We start from the raw sequence: 17,062 nt of genomic DNA, 5'->3' as shown, positions 1-17,062 counted from the left end.
CCTTGCTCGCTCCCGCGCTCGAACACCTCGTCAAGGGGATCGTCGATCACCCGGATGACGTTCGCGTCACGGCACAGAACTCCGCCCGTGGCGAGGTCCTCGAGGTTCGTGTGAACCCCGAGGACCTCGGCCGGGTCATCGGTCGTGCCGGCCGGACGGCCAAGTCCCTCCGCACCCTGGTGGCTGCGTTGGCGGACGGCCGGCGGGTCCGAGTCGACGTGGTCGACACGGACGCCACCGGCGCAAGCGCCTAGGTGGCTGAGGAGACGGAGCCGAAGACCCAACTGCGGGTCGGCCGGCTCACGAAGGCACATGGCCTGAAGGGCGCCCTGAAGGTCGAGCTCTACACGGACGAGCCGGAACACCGGTTCACGCCAGGTGCGAGCTTCACCCTGCAGGTCCCCGCCGGCTCCAAATGGCGCGGTAAGTCACTCGAGCTCATCGAGCTCCGCTGGTACAACAGCCAGCCGGTGGCGTTCTTCGTCGGGATCACCGATCGCAGCGAAGCCGAAACCCTGGTCAAGGCCATCCTGTGGGTCGAACAGGACCCGACGGAGCTGCCGGCCGAGGAAGACGCGTGGTACGACCACCAGCTCGTCGGTCTGGCGGTGCATCGTGATGGTGCGTCGGTCGGAACCGTCGCGCGGGTCGAGCACTTCCCCTCGCAGGACCTCCTGATCGTCAAGACACGAGACGGCGAAGTCATGGTCCCGTTCGTCAAGGCCATCGTCCCGGCTGTGGACGTCGCCGCCGGGATCGTGACGGTCACGCCGCCGACCGGGCTCTTCGAGGAGCTCCCCGAGGCGGACGACGCTCCGGACGCATCGGTCGCCGATGCCCCGGACGCCGACGCCCCGGAGGCAGAAGCATCCGAGGAGTCGGAGACGGCTCCGGAGGAGACCGGGACGCCGAGGCCCGAGTAACACCGTTCCGAGCCGCACTCCGGTTCGCACCGCACGGCGGAGTCGTCAGCTGCATGCAGCAGGCGCCTCCGCCGTCGTCGTTCCCGGGAGCGTCACACGGCGATCGGCTCGCCCTGGTGCTCGCCCGCCGCGACCCGCTCCAACACCGCCGTGATCCGGTCGGTGCACCCGCCGCACCCGGTGCCGGCGCGGGTCGCCTTCCCGATGCAGGAGACCGTCGTGCTGCCGGCCTCCGCAGCCTCCCGGATCCTGCCGACCGTCACACCGTTGCAGGTGCAGACGGTCGTGGTCGGCGCGAAGGCGTCGACTGACGTCGCGCCGACGGCGTCCGGCCCGTCCAGACGGAGCAGCACGGAACGGTCCGCGGGCAGCTCGCCACCGCTCTCGTAGAGCAGGGTCAGCTCGGCGGCGGCCCGAGGCATCCCGACCGCCACGAACGCGCTCAAGACGCCGGCGCGGGTGACCATCTTCACGTACCGGCCGTGGTCGGGGTCCGCCCAGACCGAGACGCTGCGCCTCGCCGAGACGTGGAGCCCGCAGGGGTCCGCAGGCTCGGGGGAGACGTCCCAGGGGTCGACCTCGACGTCGCCGACCGCGACCACGTCGACTCCTGTGGCCTTGAGCGCGACCGGACTCGCTCGTTCGACGGGCGGGGGCGTGAGCAGACCTCGCCGGTCGTCGGCCGCCGCACCCGCTCGGAGGAGGTGGGCAGCGAGCCACTCCGCCTGCCGCCATCCCGGACCGATGAGCCCGGAGGGGCCACCGGGCACGACCCGTTCAGTGCGGCGCTCCGGCGTCGGGGTGAGGACGTGCGCGCAGTCTCCGATCGCCGAGATCCGCTCGTCGGACCAACTGGTGAGCGCTTCGTCGACGAGGACGCCGGCGCCCACTCGGAGCCCGGCGAGGACCGCGAGGTCCGACCGGGCGCTCACGCCGCACGACAACAGGAGCAGGTCTCCCGCGATCCGTTTGCCGTCCGCGGTGATGAGCGCGTCGAACCGGCGACCGCCAGCCGGGTCGTCCCGGTAGCCCACCGCCTCCGCTCGACTGTTCGCCACGACCTCGACACCCGCTGCGCGCAGCGCTGTGGACAGGACGGAGCCGGCGCCGCGATCGAGGTTGCGTGGCATCGGCGTGGGGCCGTGATGGACGACGACCACGTCGGCCCCGGCCCTCGCCGCCGCAAGAGCCGTCTCGAGGCCCAGCACACCCGCGCCGAGGACGACGATCCGTCCGCCAGTCCGTACGACCGCAGCGACGGTGTCGGCGTCGTCGAGGTCGCGCATGGCGCACACCCCGGCCGGGAGGGCGTGATCCGACCCCATGAGACGCGCACCGTACTTCTCCAGTGCCGGGAGGTCGCGTCTCCACCGATCGATGCCGTCGAGGGTCGGGACGTTCGCCCGTGCTCCGGTCGCGAGTACGAGATGGTCGTAGGGGAGTGCGTCTCCACGGTCGAGTTCCACTGTCCGGCCCACGCGATCGATCCGGGTCGCGGTTGCGCCGAGGAGCACCCTGATGCCGTCGTCGGCCAAGTCCCGGGCGCTGACGAGGGTCATGTCGGCGAGCTGTGCGGAACCGGTGGCGTGTTCGGCGACGAGGACACGGTTGTAGGCGTCGACGGGCTCCTGGCCGATCACGGTCAGCGCGACGTCGCCTGCGCGGACACCGGGGGCGAGCTCCTCGGCGAACCGCGCGCCCACCGGCCCGAAGCCGATGAGGACGATCCGGAGTGGGCCGCGACGCTGGGCGTTCATGATCGTGCACCGACCCCGGCGGCAGCGGGCACGGGGGATCCGCCGTGGACGGCCGGACGCACGCGGACCGCCGCGCGTTTGAAGTCGGGCATGCCGGAGACCGGGTCCACGGCGTCCTGCGTCAGGAGGTTCGCCGAGGCCGCACCGGCAAAGTGGAACGGAAGGAACACGGTGTCGTGACGGATGTCGAGGTCGATGCTCGCCCGCGCAGTGAGGGTTCCACGACGGTTCGACAACTCGACCATTCCGCCCTCGACGATGCCGAGACGTGCAGCGGTTGCCGGGTGGAGCTGGACGAACACAGCGGGGCGGGCGTCGTCGAGCTCCGGGACGCGGCGTGTCTGGGTCCCGGACTGGTAGTGCTCGAGCAGCCGACCGGTCGTGAGGGTGAGCTCGTGTTCCGCGTCGACGGACTCCGATCCGACGGCGGGACGGACGGGGACGAGACGCGCCAGACCGTCGTCGTGGGCGAACCGTTCGCTGAACAGCCGTGGGGTGCCGGAACCGCCCGCCGGGAACGGCCAATGGGCGGCGATGCCGGTGTCGAGCAGGGCATGGCTGAGACCCGAGTAGTCGGCGACACCACCGGCCGACGCTGCCGCCAGCTCGTCGAAGACCAGGGCCGGGTCCACGTCGAACCGACCGGGGGCGTCGAGTCGACGCGCCAGCTCGCGCATGATCCAGAGTTCGCTCCGGACACCCGCCGGAGGATCGACGGCCAGCCGTCGGCGGATGACCCGGCCCTCCAAGGACGTCATGGTGCCCTCCTCTTCAGCCCATTGGGTGGTGGGGAGGACGACGTCGGCGAGCGCGGCGGTCTCGGAGAGGAAGAAGTCGCACACCACCAGGAGTTCGAGACGCTCCAGGCGATCGCGGACCGTCTGCACGTTGGGTGCCGAGACGACGACGTTCGAGCCGTGGACGAGGAGCGCGTGCACGCCGTCGGCATCTCCGAGCGTGTTCAGCAGGGCGACGGCCGGGAGACCGGGGCCGGGGATCGACTCGACGGGGACGCCCCAGACACCCGCGACGTGACGGCGCGCTTCGGGATCGGTGATCTTCCGATACCCCGGCAGCTGATCGCACTTCTGCCCGTGCTCCCGACCGCCCTGGCCGTTGCCCTGACCGGTGAGGGTGCCGTAGCCGGACCCCGGCCGGCCAGGCAGGCCGAGGACGAGCGCGAGGTTGATGGCCGCGGTGGCCGTGTCGGTGCCGTCGACATGCTGCTCGACGCCCCGACCCGTGAGGATGTAGGTGCCCCCGCCGGCCGTGGTGAGTCGATGCGCGACCTCGCGGAGCACCGTGGTGGGCACGCCCGTGACCGACTGGACCCGTTCCGGCCACCAGGCGCTGACGCTGCGCCGAAGCGCACCCAGCCCCGTCGTGCGGCGCTCGAGGTAGTCGAGGTCGGCGAGCCCCTCGACGAGGACGAGGTGCGTCAGCCCCAGCAGGAAGACGAGGTCGGTGCCCGGGGCGGGTTGCACGTGCATGCCACGCTGCTGCTCGGTCAGTCGGGCGGTCGCCGAACGACGCGGGTCGACGACGATGAGACCGCCGGCGGCTTGCGCACCCGTGAGATGACCGATGAACGGCGGCATGGTCTCCGCGACGTTCGACCCGAGGAGGAGGACGGTCGATGCGCCGTCGAGGTCCTCGAGCGGGAACGGCAGCCCCCGGTCGATCCCGAACGCCCGGTTGCCCGCGGCCGCCGCGGACGACATGCAGAACCGCCCGTTGTAGTCGATCCGACTCGTGCCGATCGCGATCCTCGCGAACTTGCCCAGCTGGTAGGCCTTCTCGTTCGTGAGTCCGCCGCCTCCGAACACCCCGACGGCGTCCGCTCCGCGTGCCTCGCGGATCCGCAGGATGGTCGAGGCGACGAGATCCAACGCGGTGTCCCAGCTCGTCTCGACCAGCGCCCCGGCGGCGTTCCGCACGAGCGGGGCCTTGAGGCGGTCGCCCCGCCCGAGGAGCTCGCCGGACGTCCACCCCTTCTTGCAGAGGCCTCCCCGGTTGGTCGGGAAGTCCCGTCCCGAGACCTCGAGTGGGAGCCGCGGAGCCACGCCGTCCACCGTGGGTGCCCGGGTGAGGGACATCGCGCACTGGAGGGCGCAGTAGGGGCAGTGGGTGTCGGTCGCCGGGGCGGTGGAACGCGGCATGCGGTGTCCTTCGGTCAGACGTGGACGGGACGGTCGCTCACAGCCGTTGACCGGCCAGCGAGGCGTTCCTCCGGAAGTAGACGAGGAAGGTGATCGCGAAGAGGACGACGTACGCCCCGACGAACCCGATGAACGCGGACGAGTAGCTGCCGGTGGCACCGTGCGAGAGGCCGAGGATCTGCGGGATCACGAAGCCGCCGTACGCACCGATCGCGGAGATGAGTCCCAGGGCGGCCGCCGCCTTCCGCTGCGTCGTCACATCGCCACCGCGCTGGTGGGCGTCCTGCAGCCCGGAACGTGCGGCGAACACACTGGGGATCATCCGGTACGTCGAGCCGTTGCCGACGCCGGCGGCCACGAACAGGAGCAGGAAACATCCGAGGAAGAGCCAGAAGTTCGCGAGCGGAAGGGTCCAGAGCACCGCGAGCGCACCGAGCGCCATGACCGCGAACGCGCTCATCGTCACGACCGCACCACCGAAGCGGTCTGCGAGCCGTCCGCCGAAGGGCCGGGCCAGGGAACCGATCAAGGCTCCGAGGAACGCGAGGGAGATCGAGGCGGAACCCACGGCGAACGTCGAGAACGCGGGGAACTGATCCGCGATGAGTTTGGGGAAGACGCTCGCGAAGCCGATGAAGGATCCGAACGTACCGATGTAGAGCACGGCGAGGAGCCAGAGGTGCGGTTCGCGGAGCGCGGCCGCGGACCCGCGGAGATCGGCCTTCGCGGACGACAGGTTGTCCATGGAGCGGTACGCGCCGACCATAGCCACCAGGATGAGCGGCACCCAGATCCAGCCGGCCAGGCTCAGATTGAGGCTGGCCGCCGCACCGATCGTGACCGCGATGGGTACGACGAACTGCGCGACCGCGGCACCGAGGTTGCCGCCGGCCGCATTCAAGCCGAGCGCCCACCCCTTCTCCCGCTGCGGGTAGAAGTAGGTGATGTTGGACATGGAACTGGCGAAGTTGCCGCCGCCGAAGCCGGCGAGTCCGGCGACGACGAGCATGACGCCGAAGGGGGTGTCAGGATTGCCCACGCAGAGCGCGAGGGCGATCGACGGGATGAGGAGCAGCCCGGCGGAGATGATCGTCCAATTGCGTCCGCCGAACTTCGGGACCATGAACGAGTAGGGGAACCGGAGGGTGGCGCCGACGAGACTCGGCATGGAGATCAGCCAGAACGTCTCGGCGGTGGAGAAGGAGAACCCCGCACTCGGCAACATCACGACGACGATGCTCCAGAGCTGCCAGACGACGAAGCCGAGGAACTCGGCGAAGATCGACCACCGCAGGTTCCTCCCGGCGATGCTCCGACCCTCACGCTCCCAGAAGGCCGTGTCCTCAGGGTTCCAGCCGTCGATCCAGCGCCCCGGGCGGTGGATCAGGGCGACCGGGGCTCCGGCCGTCGGGGCGGTGGTCGGCGTCGTGTCTGCTGCGTCGAGGTTCGTGGTCATGACTGCTCCGAGCGTTCGGTGAAGCGGGAGAGGTGCTGTCTCCGACGCTATCGACGCCGTGTTTCGGCGTCCGACCGCCCACGTAACACCTGCGTCACCTCCTGCTCACACCGCTCGTCGACGACCGTGAGGACGCGGACCGTCGGGACGCGGTCGGGCTCGGTCGGACGCGCGCGTCGGCTCGAACGGGTCAGACGTCGAGTCGGTAGCCGCGCTTGACGATGGTGTTGATGAGGCCGGGGACGCCGAGTGCCTGGCGCAGTCGGCTCATCTGCACTTCGAGGGCGTGGTGGTCGGCCGCCGCCGGGAGGGCGTCGGCGAGGGCAGACCGTGAGAGGACCGCGCCGTTGGCGCGCACGAGCGCTCGCAGCAGCGCGAGCGAGTTCGGGGGGAGCCGCACGCGGGACCCGGGGAGTTCGACGATGGCTCCGCGGATGGCGATGGGACCGTGCAGCGTCTCGGCGCGGAGGATCGCGTGCTGTTCGAGGTGTTCGCAGAGGAGTCGGATGAGCGCCCCCATGCGGAACCGTTCGGGGACGATGGGCTCGATGTCCTGCGCCAGCAGCGGTGCGGCCGTGACGGGGCCGACCGCCGCGCAGAGCACGTCGTGGCGGAACGCGTCGACGACGGCGTCCTCGAGTCCGAGGGCCTCGGCGGCGGTGAAGAGGGCGACGACCGATGGTGCACTCGTGAAGGTGACCGCGTCGAGCGATCCGCTCACGATGGCGTCCACGAGCCGGCGCACGCGTTCGTCGGTGGCGTCCGGGTCCGTCCACCGGTACGGGGCGACCGTGTGCACCTCCGGATGCACGGCGCGGAGGCGCTCGAGCTGTCGCTCATCGGTGTACCCGTGCAGTTGGACGGCGACCCGGAGGCCTGCCGGGTACTCGGCCAGGACCTTGTCGACGAGGGAGGCGGTGGTCTCGCGGTCGCTCATACCGACGTCGTTCAGGCCCGCAGCCCGAACGGCCCCACGCGCCTTCGGGCCGCGGACGAGGATGTCCGTGTCGGCGAGCGCGTCGACGAGCTCGTCGCCGAGTCCGGCGGCGTCGGCCACCTCGAACCACCGGCGGACGCCGTACGAGGTCGTGGCGAGGAGCACGTCCGGACGTGCCGCGATGATGTCGCGCGTGTCGTCGATGAGGGGTTCGTCGTGTTGAGCGTGGGCGATCCGGAGCGTCGGGGCGTGCACGACCGTGGCGCCGCGTCGCTCGAAGGCGTCGATGAGGTCCTGCGACCGGCGGTCGCTCGTCACGCCGATCCGGAACCCCTCGAGCTGGTCCGCGCGGAACCCCGGTACCGGCGAGGTGACGTCGGGGCCGGGGTCCGGCGATCCCGCCGTGGCGTCGGTCATGCCGTCGCCGCCAGGCGTTCTGCCCGCTCCAGGAGCTCGGCGGCCTCGGCGTCGCCGTCGAACGCGAAGGAGACGACGTGGCCGATCACGATGACCGCCGGGGATCGCACCCCGGCAGCCGCCGCCACGTGGAGGATCGAACCGAGGTCCGCGATCGTCGTCCGCTGGGTCTCGCTGTAACCGCGCTCGATGATCGCGACCGGGGTGTCGGCGGCGAGTCCCGCGGTGAGCAGTCCCTGGGAGACGGAGGGCAGGGTGCCGATACCCATGAGGACCACGATCGTGCCACCCAGCCCGGCGAGGTGACGGTGTTCGTCGTCGGAGAGCGGCATGTGACCACTCACCACCGTGAAGAGCCGGCTCAGGTTCCGATGGGTGAGGGGGATCCCGGCGGCGGCGGGTACGGCGACGGCGCTCGAGACGCCGGGGATGACGCGGACGGGGACGCCCGCGCGATGGCAGGCGAGCACCTCTTCGCTACCACGGCCGAACACGTACGGGTCGCCGCCCTTCAAGCGGACGACGGCCGCACCGTCCAGGGCGTGCTGGACCATGACGGTCTCGATGCCCTCCTGCCCGATCGGGTGGTGGCCCGGGCGTTTGCCGACGTCGACGAGGAGGGCGTTCGGTGCGAGGGAAGGGAGGGCGTCATGCGGGGCGAGTCGGTCGTAGAGCACGACGTCGGCGTCGCGCAGGGCTTCCACCGCGGCGACGGTCAGCAACGCGGGATCGCCCGGTCCGCCACCGACCAGGGTGACCCTGCCTGCACGCGACATCTACGCCCCTTCTCTCACTGGAATGGTAGGCCCTGCGACGTAGACGGCCTCGCCGCGTTCGACCTCCGCAGCCGTGGCCGGTCGGTACTGGCCGCGTTCGGCCACGCGCGGCAACCCGGGCTCCGCCTCGCCCGGTTCGTTGACGAAGGAACGGAACCGTCGGAGGCGCTCCGGGTCGGCGAGGGTGGCGGCCCACTCGTCCTCGTAGCCCTCGACATGGGCGGCCATCGCCTGTTCGAGATCGGCGGCGAGCCCGAGCGAGTCCTCGACGACGACCTCCCGGACGTGGTCGAGTCCGCCCTCGAGGTCCTCCATCCACCGTGCCGTGCGCTGGAGACGGTCGGCCGTGCGGATGTAGTACATGAGGTACCGGTCGATGTACCGGATGAGCATCTCGTCGTCGAGGTCACCCGCGAGGAGCTGCGCGTGCGTCGGTTGGAACCCGCCGTTTCCGCCCACATACAGGTTCCACCCCTGTTCGGTCGCGATGATCCCGACGTCCTTCCCACGAGCCTCAGCGCACTCACGGGCACAGCCGGACACGCCGAACTTGAACTTGTGCGGCGCCCGGAGCCCCCGGTAGCGGAGTTCGAGGAAGACCGCCATGGAGACGGAGTCCTGCACCCCGAACCGGCACCAGCTCGACCCGACGCAACTCTTCACGTTGCGGAGGGACTTGCCGTAGGCCTGGCCGGACTCGAACCCGGCGTCGACCAGGATGCGCCAGATCTCCGGCAACTGCTCGAGTCGGGCCCCGAAGAGGTCGATGCGCTGCCCGCCCGTGATCTTCGTGTAGAGCCCGTAGTCGGTGGCGACCTGCGCGATCACCGCGAGCTTCTTGGGCGTGATCTCACCGCCGGGGATCCGCGGGACCACCGAGTAGGTGCCGTCCTTCTGCATGTTCGCGAGCGCACGGTCGTTCGTGTCCTGGAGTGTGCCGCGCCCACCGTCGAGGATGTAGCCGCCCTGCTGACTGGCGAGGATGGAGCCGACCACGGGCTTGCAGACGTCGCAGCCGCGACCGACGCCGAACCGGGCGAGGATGTCGTCGAAGGAGGTGAGGCCGAGCACCCGGATGGACTCGAACAGTTCCTGCCGAGACAGGGCGAAGTGCTCGCAGAGGGCGCGCGACACGGCGATACCGGACTTCGTCAGCTCCGTCTCGAGGATCTTCTTGACGAGTGGGACGCACGAGCCGCACTGGGTGCCGGCCCGTGAACAGGCCTTGAGCGGGCCGAGCTCCGTGCAGGCCTCGCCGTGCACGCCGGCGATCGCCTCGCGGACCGAGCCCGCGGTGACGGCGTTGCACGCACAGACGAGCGCCGCGTCCGGCAGCTCGTCCCCGGCCGGTGCCTCGATCCCGGAGGCGGACAGGTAGGCCGCGGGTTCGCTCGACAGCTCACTCCCGAGGAGCGGGCGCAACGCGACGTAGGGCGAGGCGTCGCCGACGAAGATGCCGCCGAGGAGTGTCTTCGCGTCGTCGGTCATCACGAGCTTCTGGTACAGCCCCCGTGCCGGGTCGGCGTAGACGATCTCGAGGCTGTGCTCCGTCCGGGCGAGGGCGTCGCCGAAGCTCGCGACGTCGACGCCGGAGAGCTTCAGTTTCGTCGCGTCGTCGACCGTCGTGAACTCCGCCTCGCCGCCGAGCAGCCGGTCGGCGACGACCTCCGCCATCGCGTTCGCCGGCGCCACGAGCCCGGTACAGCGTCCCTCGAAGCAGGCGACCTCCCCGATCGCCCAGACCCCGGCCGCCGACGTCCTGCAGTCGGTCCCGATGACCACGCCACCGCGCTCGCCGAGGTCGATCCCGGCGTCGCGCGCGAGTTCGTCCCTCGCCCGGATGCCGATCGCGAAGACCACGATGTCCACCTCGACCTGTTGGCCGCTCGAGAACCTCACCCCCGAGACGGCGCCGTCCTCGTCGAGGAGGATCGAGCGAGGACGGGTCCCCAGATGCAAGGCGATGCCCTGCGCGCCGATGATCCGGCCGAGTGCACGTCCGGCTCCCTCGTCGAGTTGTGCCGACATGAGCCACGAACCGGAGTGCACGACGCTCGCGTCGGCGCCGAGGCGAGCCGCGCCGCCGGCGGCCTCGAGCCCGAGGAGACCACCGCCGGCGACGATCACGCGAGCGGGACGTCCCCGCAGTCTTCCGATGCGCTCGATCTCGGAGACGAGCAGGTCCACGTCGTCGAGCGTGCGGTAGACGAGTGCGTGCTCCGCGCCGTCGATCTCCGGCACCGGCGCCGACGAGCCGGTCGCGAGGATCAGCTCGTCCCACTCCACGAGCCGACCGAGCGAGGTGTGCACCGTCCGTGCGTCACGATCGATGCGCTCCGCACGCTCGCCCAGGAGGAGGGAGACATGGTGTTCGTCCCAGACGGCGGACGGGGTGAGCGTGAGGTCGATCGAGGCGTCGTCGAGTCGCTTGCTCAGCGCGACGCGGTCGTAGGGGCGGTGCAGCTCCTCGCAGATGACGGTGATGTGCGTCCGTTCCCCGCCGTCACGGCTGTGCAGGGCGTCGACCAACCGGTGCGCGGCCGGTCCGCCGCCGACGACGACGATGCGGCGTGGTCCGCCCTGTGGAGTGCGATCGGTCATCGTGGGCCCCCTCGGCTCGTGTTCCAGCGAGCGTACTGAGGCGGCGTTTCCGGACCGTTGCCCGGATGTGTCCCCGACGGGTCGAGGACCGCACAGACGGTGGGACGCGATGTGAGGTCGGTTTCACCTGACCGAAACCTCGTGGGTGATCAGCCGAAACACCCCGCCCGTAGCGTCGGTGCTCCGACGCACGACCAGCAGGAGGCCGACGATGAGCGTGACGACACCGGAGCAGACCGCGCGGACGGCGCTCGCCGACTGGCGACGGGTCTGCGCCATCGACGATCTCGAGCTGTCGTGGGGCGAGGTGGCGCTGCTCCGCGCACGCCAGATCGCCGTCTTCCGCATCGGCGCCGAGGAGGTGTACGCGGTCGACCACCGAGACCCCCAGACGGCGGCGCCGGTGATGGCCCGCGGCATCGTCGGCTCACGGGGAGAGCGTCCGACCATCGCCTCGCCGCTGCACAAGCAGGTCTACGACCTCGGAACCGGCGAGTGCTTCACCGACCCGAACCTGTTCCTCAGGACCTTCAGCACCCGCATCGTCGGGGGCTTCGTCGAGATCGAGCTGGGGGAGGAGCGATGACCCTGCTCGCCCCCGGTGTCCGCCGGGCGGAGCCCGCCACCCGCACGACGCCGGCCCTCGTCGCCGTCTCGCACGGCACGAGCTGTCCCATCGGCCAGGCGTCGGTCGCCGCGCTCGTCACCGCCGTCGAGCATGCCAGGGCCGACCTGCACGTCGCCGGTGGTTTCGTGGACGTCCAGCAGCCCGACGTCCCCGCCACGCTCGGCTCCGTGGAATCGGGCCGTCCGGCCGTCGTGGTGCCGCTGCTCCTGTCCGCGGGCTTCCACGTCCACGTCGACCTCGTGGAGGACCTCGAGGCGACGGAGCGATCGACCGCCCTGGCGCGCGCGATGGGGCCAGACGACCGCCTCGTCGCGGTGCTGGCCCGCCGACTCGAGGCGCTGCGCGTGACGCCCGACGACCGCATCGTCCTCGCCGCCGCCGGCTCGACGGATGCGCGTGCCGTCGCGGACTGCTTCGAGATGGGACGGCGCCTGGAGGCACGGTTGCGCGTCCCGGTCGTGACCGCGTTCGTCTCCGCCGCCAGCCCGGCGGTACCCGACGCGGTCGCAGAAGCCCGAGCGAGCCGACCGCGCGGGCGGGTCGTCATCGCGACCTATCTGCTGGCACCCGGATACTTCGCGCGGCTGCTCGAGGAGGCCGGGGCCGACGCGGTGACGTCGCCGCTCCTCCACCCGGGCGAGGCGCCGGATGCAGGCATCGTCGACCTCGTGATCGATCGCTACGAGGAGGCGTCGGCCAGGCTGTCCGACTGATCGACGCGACCGGGAGGCCGCCCCTCGCGCGAATAGACTGCTCCTCATGCGCATCGACATCGTCACGATCTTCCCGACCTTCTTCGATGCCCTGGACCTCTCCCTGCTCGGCAAGGCCAAGCAGGGCGGCCTGATCGAGCTGGACGTCCACGATCTCCGCGACTCGACGCACGACCGTCACCGCACGGTCGACGACACCCCGTACGGCGGAGGGGCCGGGATGGTCATGAAGCCCGAGCCTTGGGGCGAGGCGCTCGACGGCATCCTGGGTGACGACACCGAGGACGAGCCGCTCGTCATCTTCCCCTCGCCGGCGGGTGAGGTCTTCACCCAGGCGATGGCCCGCGAACTCGCCTTCGAGCCGCACCTCGTGTTCGGCTGCGGTCGGTACGAGGGCATCGACCACCGCGTCTTCGAGCACACGGCCAGCCGGGCACGCGTCCGCCTCGTGAGCCTCGGCGACTACGTCCTGAACGGCGGCGAGGTCGCGGTCATGGCCATGATCGAGGCGATCGGTCGGCTGGTCCCCGGCGTGGTCGGCAATCCCGAGAGTCTCGTCGAGGAGTCGCACGAGGACGGTCTGCTCGAATACCCGAGCTACACGAAGCCGTCCGAATGGCGGGGGCTGCCGGTACCGCCGGTGCTCCTGAGCGGCAACCACGGGGCTATCGCGACGTGGCGGCGTCAGCAGCAGCTCGAGCGGACCCGCGAGGTCCGGCCCGACCTGCTGCCGGACGACGTCACCGGCGGCTGAGCGGTTAGAGCTCGAGCGTCCTGGTCTCAGGGTCGCCGGCGCACCGCGGCCGCGATGCCTGCGACGACGAGGACCGCTCCGGTCGCGATGATCGCACCGGTGATCCAGCCGAGCGGGTCGATACGCACCTCGGTGAGGTTGGTGACCAGCATGGCCCCGGCGAAGACGAGCAGGAGCACGCCCCAGAGGATGGTGCCGAACCGCGGCGCCCGACCGCCTCGACCCGTCTGATCGGAACCGCTCTTCGCCTCGTGGCTCGTCCGCTCGGACGTGGTCGTCTGGTCGGTCGCCAGTGGAGTCGACTCCGTCGTGGCGTCGGTCCGGTCGTCCCGCTCGGTCCGGTCGTCCTGCTCGCTCATCGTCCCGCCTCCGCTTCCTCGGTCACGACCGCGCTGCCGGCGACCGTCCACACCCGGACCCGTGTCGTGTCCGCCGACGTCGTCCGTCCGTACCGCGCCTCGTCCTGGAAGAGGGCTCCACCGCGCCGGTCCGAGCCGTCCCGACCGCCGCGTCCCGTGTCCAGGGTGCCCGCGATCGCCGAGAACTCGACGATCACCGGAACGTCCTCGGGGATGAGCACGTCGACCTGGCCTGCGACGATCCAGACGTCGATCGTCCCACCGCGCAAGGCGTCGTCGTCGGCGAGTTCGCCGAGGTCGAGCGTGGGTTGGCCGGCGATCATGACGTAGCCGCGGCGTTCGTCCGCATCCGTCGACGTCACGGTCCAGGTCGCGCGTCCGACCGGCAGGAAGGAGGAGCCGAGCGGGAACACCCCGGTGGCGAGCAAGGAGATCACGGCGGCCCACGTGAAGAGCCCGAGCCAACCGCTCTCCCGTCCGCTGATGCCCGCGACGATCGTCGCGACGGCGAGCGCGCCGAGCGCTGCGGCGAGGCCGATGACGACGACGACGGGGATCGAGAACCCGGCGCTCGCTGCGACGACGGCCGCGCCGGCACCGGCGAGCAGCGCCAGCCCGAGGGTGATCGCGACGAAGGCCGCTCCCGGGTGTTGCGCACGCCGCTCTCGAGCCTTGGTCTCGCGCTCGGCCTGTTGCTCGGCGCGCTGGCGGCTCATCTCGTCCCGGAACTCCTGTCTCGTCCAGCCTCGCTGCTGGCTCGGAGCCCCGTCCCAGACGGTGGTGGGAGTGGCGCCAGGGAGCGGCATGGTCGCGCCCTGGTCACCTGGCGAACCGGCGACCTTCGCGAGCGACACCGGGGCCGTGGCGCCGGGGGAGGCCGGCGCCTGACCGGGAGGGCTGGAGGGGGAGAACGTGGCCGACGGTGCCGACGGCTTCGGGATCGAGGCGTCGCTGGTCCACGGGTCACGCTGCGATGGTCTCTCAGGGGGAGTCGCCCGCTCGGAGTCGCGTCGCGAGAACATCACGATCAGCCACACCGTGGCGACGATCAGGGCGATGACCCAGCCGGCGGTCATGGTCGACTCCAGCCAGCCCGGGAGGTTCCAGGCGTGCGGAACGCCGTCCCACCAGAGACCACGCATGAACGGCACGACGGTGAGTACCGCGAGGATGCCGATGGCGACGATCGCCGGGTCGAACACCCCACGGATCGCCCGTTCGAGATGGATCCGACCCTGCTGGTCGGGGATGAGTGCCCAGCCCGCGGCGTAGACGAAGAGGACCGGTCCGCCCAGGATCGCGATGACGATGAGGGCGCCGCGCACGATCATCGGATCGAGGCCGAGCCGAGTCGCGACACCGCCGGCGACACCGCCGAGCCAGGAGTCGTCCGAGCGACGGAGACCGGTGGTCCGCCACCAGTCGAAGAAGCGGGTCGTCGGATCCTGCGGGGCGGGTGCACCCTGTTCTGCTCCGGCGGGTGGCGTGCTGTGGTTCGTCATGATCCGATTCTCGCGAAGCGCCCGGGCCCGGCCCATCCGGCATGACCCTGAGCGCACCCTGAACCTGACCTCCCAGGGTGCCGACCGCACCCCGAACTGCTTGGATGGCTCCATGGGAACCGAGGTGATGATCCGTCCGAGGCGTCGCCTGCTCGGCGGCGTCTGCGCCGGCTTCGCCGAGCACACCGGTCTCCCCGCCGCCGCGGTGCGGACGGCGACGGTCATCCTCGCCTGCTGCGGCGGAGCGGGTCTGCTCCTCTACGTGTGGCTGTGGGTCATGACACCCACGCAGGGTGTCGATGCACCGATCGATCCTCGCGAGCACCTGCTGCGGCCCGCCTCGACCGATGGCGCAGCGGACTCCGACATCCCTCGTCGGGCGCCGATCACGGAGGTGCTCCTCGGCATCGCCCTGCTCGCGGCCGGGACCGCGCTGATCGCGACGCGGACCGGGATGGACATCCCGCTCGAGGCCGTCATCCCCGTGATCGTCGTCCTCGCGGGTGCCGCGCTCGCGTGGAGGCAGTTCGGCGAGCGTGGTCGTGGTGAGGGCTCCCGCGCGCTCCTGATCCGCGTGCTCGGAGCGCTCGTCCTCGTCGTCCTCGGCATCCTCCTCTTCTTCGTGACCGGCGATCGCCCGAACATGTGGACGGTCATCGTCGCCGCGCTCGCCGTACTCCTCGGGGTCGCGGTGGTGATCGCCCCCTGGGCGCTCCAGCTCAACCGCGACCTCGCAGACGAGCGAGCCGCGCGGATGCGGGAGGCCGACCGCGCCGAGATCGCGGCGCACCTGCACGACTCGGTGCTCCAGACGCTCGCGCTCATCCAGCAGCAGGCCGGGCCCGGCAGCGAGGCGTCCCGTCTGGCCAGGGCGCAGGAGCGTGAGCTGCGGAACTGGCTCTTCTCCGGCGGGACCGCTCCGACGGGCGATCTGGCGACCGAGCTGCGGACCATCGCGGCCGCAGTGGAAGCGGACCACGCGGTGCGCGTCGACGTCGTCGCGGTGGGGCGGCCGGTCGACGACGCTCCCGAACCGCTCCTCGCCGCCGCGCGGGAGGCCGTGCTCAACGCGGCACGTCACGCGGGCGGCGACGTCTCCGTCTACCTCGAGACGGCACAGCAACGGATCGAGGTGTCGATCTCCGACCGCGGTCCCGGCTTCGACCTCGAGCAGGTCCCGCGCGACCGCCTCGGGGTCCGTGAGTCGATCATCGGCCGCATGCAGCGCATCGGCGGTGAAGCGACGATCCGTACGCGACCCGGCGGCCGCGGCACCGAGGTCCGTCTCGTCCTGCCTGTCCACGACGCCGCGCCGCAGCCCGCACCCGTCCAGACCGTTCCGAGGAGCCGACCATGAGCGAGCGACCACTGACCGTCGTGATCGTCGACGACCACTCGATCTTCCGTTCCGGGCTCCGCAGCGAGCTCGGGCCGGGGATCGACGTCCTCGGCGAGGCGGGAGACGTCGAGGAGGCGATCCGGGTCATCGCGGAGACCCGGCCACAGGTCGTGCTGCTCGACGTCCACCTGCCGGGCGGTTCCGGTGGCGGGGGAGCCGACGTCATCGCCGGCTCGACCGCGAGCGTGCCCGCCACGCGGTTCCTCGCGCTCAGCGTGTCGGATGCCGCCGAAGACGTGGTCCGGGTCATCAGGGCGGGAGCGCGCGGCTACATCACGAAGAGCTCCTCGGGCGCGGAGGTCGCGGAGGCGGCGAGACGCGTCGACGACGGCGACGCCGTCTTCTCACCTCGTCTGGCCGGCTTCGTGCTCGACGCCTTCGGTGCCGTGGCGGGGGAGACGGCCCAGTCCGTCGACGAACTCGACCGCCTCTCCGCCCGCGAGCAGGAGGTCATGCGGCTCATCGCGCGCGGATACGCCTACAAGGAGGTCGCGACCGAGCTGTTCATCTCCGTCAAGACCGTCGAGACCCATGTCTCGAGCGTCCTCCGCAAGCTCCAGCTGTCCTCGCGCCATGAGCTCGCCGCCTGGGCGCTGCAACGCAAGCTGCTCTGACGGGTCCCGGGCCGGGTCCGCCGCGGCTCGGCCGTGAGCGAACGCCCAGCGCACGCCAGGGGACCCG

General features: G+C 71.1%; 15 protein-coding genes. 7 read left to right on the top strand and 8 right to left on the bottom strand.

Annotation, left to right across the window (positions count from 1 at the left end):
- Positions 1–2 precede the first annotated feature (2 nt).
- Both ASE44_RS05590 and rimM read left to right on the top strand, forming a co-directional pair.
- On the top strand, positions 3–254 hold the full coding sequence (locus ASE44_RS05590) for an RNA-binding protein (protein WP_056006893.1): 252 nt from the start codon (positions 3–5) through the stop codon (positions 252–254).
- Positions 255–923, top strand: coding sequence for a ribosome maturation factor RimM (gene rimM, locus ASE44_RS05585; protein WP_056778084.1), 669 nt, complete (start codon positions 255–257; stop codon positions 921–923).
- A gap of 92 nt (positions 924–1,015) precedes the next feature.
- On the opposite strand, the gene ASE44_RS05580 is transcribed toward rimM, so the two are convergent.
- The 6 genes from ASE44_RS05580 to nirB all read right to left on the bottom strand — a co-directional run bounded on the left by ASE44_RS05580 (position 1,016) and on the right by nirB (position 11,026).
- Positions 1,016–2,680, bottom strand: a complete 1,665-nt coding sequence (locus ASE44_RS05580) for an FAD-dependent oxidoreductase (protein WP_056778080.1) — start codon at positions 2,678–2,680, stop codon at positions 1,016–1,018.
- The gene (locus tag ASE44_RS05575) at positions 2,677–4,839 is read right to left on the bottom strand and encodes a molybdopterin oxidoreductase family protein (protein ID WP_056778077.1); all 2,163 of its coding nucleotides are present in this window, start codon (positions 4,837–4,839) and stop codon (positions 2,677–2,679) included. Before ASE44_RS05575 ends, ASE44_RS05580 begins: the two co-directional genes overlap by 4 nt.
- A gap of 37 nt (positions 4,840–4,876) precedes the next feature.
- Positions 4,877–6,295 carry an MFS transporter gene (locus ASE44_RS05570; protein ID WP_056006881.1) on the bottom strand — a complete coding sequence of 473 codons (1,419 nt, stop codon included), beginning with the start codon at positions 6,293–6,295 and terminating at the stop codon, positions 4,877–4,879.
- Between the two features lie 190 nt (positions 6,296–6,485).
- Complete coding sequence (locus ASE44_RS05565; RefSeq protein ID WP_056006878.1) at positions 6,486–7,649, bottom strand: uroporphyrinogen-III synthase; 1,164 nt, start codon at positions 7,647–7,649, stop codon at positions 6,486–6,488.
- A complete protein-coding gene (gene cobA, locus ASE44_RS05560; protein ID WP_056006875.1) occupies positions 7,646–8,425 on the bottom strand; it encodes a uroporphyrinogen-III C-methyltransferase in 780 nt (259 codons plus the stop codon). The genes ASE44_RS05565 and cobA overlap by 4 nt, the downstream gene beginning before the upstream one ends.
- Entirely contained in the window at positions 8,426–11,026 is a 2,601-nt protein-coding gene (nirB, locus tag ASE44_RS05555; protein ID WP_056778074.1) for a nitrite reductase large subunit NirB, read from the bottom strand.
- Between the two features lie 211 nt (positions 11,027–11,237).
- Between nirB and nirD the strand changes: the two genes are divergently transcribed.
- Genes nirD through trmD form a run of 3 tightly spaced genes read left to right on the top strand, consistent with a single transcriptional unit; the run spans position 11,238 to position 13,121 of the window.
- Positions 11,238–11,612: a nitrite reductase small subunit NirD gene (nirD, locus tag ASE44_RS05550; protein WP_056006869.1), complete on the top strand. Its 375-nt coding sequence runs from the start codon at positions 11,238–11,240 to the stop codon at positions 11,610–11,612.
- Positions 11,609–12,367, top strand: coding sequence for a sirohydrochlorin chelatase (locus tag ASE44_RS05545; RefSeq protein WP_056006866.1), 759 nt, complete (start codon positions 11,609–11,611; stop codon positions 12,365–12,367). The genes nirD and ASE44_RS05545 overlap by 4 nt, the downstream gene beginning before the upstream one ends.
- A gap of 46 nt (positions 12,368–12,413) precedes the next feature.
- Positions 12,414–13,121, top strand: coding sequence for a tRNA (guanosine(37)-N1)-methyltransferase TrmD (gene trmD / locus ASE44_RS05540; RefSeq protein ID WP_056778071.1), 708 nt, complete (start codon positions 12,414–12,416; stop codon positions 13,119–13,121).
- A 26-nt stretch (positions 13,122–13,147) separates the two neighbouring features.
- Here trmD and ASE44_RS05535 read toward each other — a convergent pair whose 3' ends face one another.
- Complete coding sequence (locus tag ASE44_RS05535; protein ID WP_056778070.1) at positions 13,148–13,480, bottom strand: hypothetical protein; 333 nt, start codon at positions 13,478–13,480, stop codon at positions 13,148–13,150.
- Positions 13,477–14,982, bottom strand: a complete 1,506-nt coding sequence (locus ASE44_RS05530; RefSeq protein ID WP_056778067.1) for a PspC domain-containing protein — start codon at positions 14,980–14,982, stop codon at positions 13,477–13,479. The genes ASE44_RS05535 and ASE44_RS05530 overlap by 4 nt, the downstream gene beginning before the upstream one ends.
- 112 nt (positions 14,983–15,094) lie before the next feature.
- On the opposite strand from ASE44_RS05530, the gene ASE44_RS05525 reads away from it, so the two are divergent.
- Complete coding sequence (locus tag ASE44_RS05525; RefSeq protein ID WP_082455840.1) at positions 15,095–16,339, top strand: ATP-binding protein; 1,245 nt, start codon at positions 15,095–15,097, stop codon at positions 16,337–16,339.
- Complete coding sequence (locus ASE44_RS05520; protein WP_056778065.1) at positions 16,336–16,995, top strand: response regulator transcription factor; 660 nt, start codon at positions 16,336–16,338, stop codon at positions 16,993–16,995. The genes ASE44_RS05525 and ASE44_RS05520 overlap by 4 nt, the downstream gene beginning before the upstream one ends.
- The last annotated feature ends 67 nt before the right edge of the window (positions 16,996–17,062 follow it).

It is taken from the genome of Plantibacter sp. Leaf1 (genome assembly GCF_001421315.1).
In the GTDB taxonomy this organism is placed as follows: domain Bacteria; phylum Actinomycetota; class Actinomycetes; order Actinomycetales; family Microbacteriaceae; genus Plantibacter.
The sequence above is the reverse complement of the archived record's forward strand: the minus strand, read 5'-3'. Positions and strand labels throughout refer to the sequence as shown.